Genomic DNA, 1,710 nt, shown 5'->3' on the forward strand with positions numbered 1-1,710 from the left:
GAATGCTGGAGGTCTTGCTTCGGGCCTTCACAGGCAATCCTATCCAGCTCGCAGCATAGCGGCTGAACAGTCACCGGATTTCTTTAGTTGCAACTGGAAATTGGGAAGCGATGAGGATGCCGACGAACAGGCTCAAGTACTGGCCCAAGGCATCAGCGGCTGTTTTCCGGGCGGGCTCACGATCCCTGCGCGCACAAGCGGCAGTGGCACCTCCTACCGTTATATTGCAGAGAGCATCAACTACACCGACAGAGCCAACCCATCGAGTCGTCGGGTGAGCTTGCGTATCAATGTCGAACCCTGAACGGTAGCCTTAACACCGGCAAGGGCGCTCGTGCTGCGCGCGATGCGTGATTGCGCGAGCCGTGCTGCAAGGTCCTGTTTTCTGGCCGCGCAGCAGCGCGTGTACCAGGACGGCCAGGACGGCCAGCGCGATCAGCGTGCTTAGCGCCGCACGCACATCATCACTTCCATCGAGGCGCGCAGCGCTACGCCGCGCGAGCGCACACTGTTCCCATTCGCGCTAACGGCTCCACCATGGCCCGTGCCAATGTGTGCTATCCCACAGACGCAGCGATGCCAATATTCTATTGTTTAAATTCAAGTTCGGCTTCTTCCGTGATCGTTCAACATGACGCGTGCGACTTCTGCGCGCGCACTTGCGCGGCACGGTGGCGCTTTTTGTGGTTTCATCGAGCCTTGGCGTGCGCAATGGCGCTGCATACGAAAGTCTTATTATGGTGGACCAAGATCACATTTTTGGCGTTGCCGGCACCCGTGAAGAAGTGGATGCTGGTCAAGCCGCGCCTGGCAGCCGATTGTCTGTCGAGCCAGCCGGGGCCGACTGCCCGGCCCGGAAAAACCATCTCTCCTACCCGGCGCCGCAGCCAGCGCAATGGGAACAGGCAAGCGGCGCCCAAGAGGATGTGGCCCTGGCTGGCCTTGCCGACGAAGTGGCGCGCCTGCGCGCCGTGGAGGCCGAACGGGACGCGCTTTTGGAGCACAATCGACTGCTCTGTGGCGTGAACCAGAATCTGGTCCTGGCGACCTTCGAAGCCCAGAGCTTGCGCGAGGAGGCCGAGGCCGCCAATACCCGGCAAAACAAATTTCTGGCGATGCTGGCGCACGAATTGCGCAATCCCCTCGCGCCCATCAGTATGGCGGGGGCGATACTGGGAAAAATTGCAGCGCCCTCGGCCCAATTGTTGAGCGTGCAAAAAACAATCGAACGCCAGGTTTCGCACCTTTCCCGCCTGCTCGATGATTTACTCGATGCGGCCCGTATCAATAGCGGGAAAATTACTTTGGCGTGCAGTCCGATTCTGTTGGCAGAGCAACTCTCAAGCGCAGTCGAAACTGTGCAGTTGCGAATCAACGAGCGCAGCCAGCAACTTGAACTGCATGTTCCGTCCGACGATATCGTGCTCTATGGCGACCCGGTGCGTCTGGCGCAAGTATTTTCCAACCTGTTGGTCAACGCATCGAAGTTCACTCAGGACGGCGGCACGATTGTCGTGCGCGCCTGGGTCCAGGGCGCAACAGTCAAAATCAGCATCGCCGACAACGGGGCGGGTATTTCGCCAGAAATTATCTCCAGCATATTTGGCTTGTTCACGCAAGGTCCGCGCTCGCTCGCGCGCTCGGAAGGGGGCCTTGGCGTTGGCTTGAACGTGGTGCAAAACGTGGTGGCGATGCATGGCGGGACAGTCC

2 protein-coding genes are annotated in these 1,710 nt (G+C 59.5%); both read left to right on the forward strand.

Annotation, left to right across the window (positions count from 1 at the left end; translation table 11 throughout):
* The coding region (locus tag ACP7BV_RS26850; protein WP_426107952.1) for a hypothetical protein at positions 1-304 on the forward strand (304 nt) is incomplete at its 5' end.
* 334 nt (positions 305-638) lie between these two features.
* Positions 639-1,710 (forward strand): sensor histidine kinase (locus ACP7BV_RS26855; RefSeq protein WP_426107953.1); only part of this gene is annotated, 1,072 nt, incomplete at its 3' end.

The sequence above is a fragment of the Massilia sp. TSP1-1-2 genome (genome assembly GCF_049896185.1).
Lineage (GTDB): Bacteria > Pseudomonadota > Gammaproteobacteria > Burkholderiales > Burkholderiaceae_D > Telluria_A.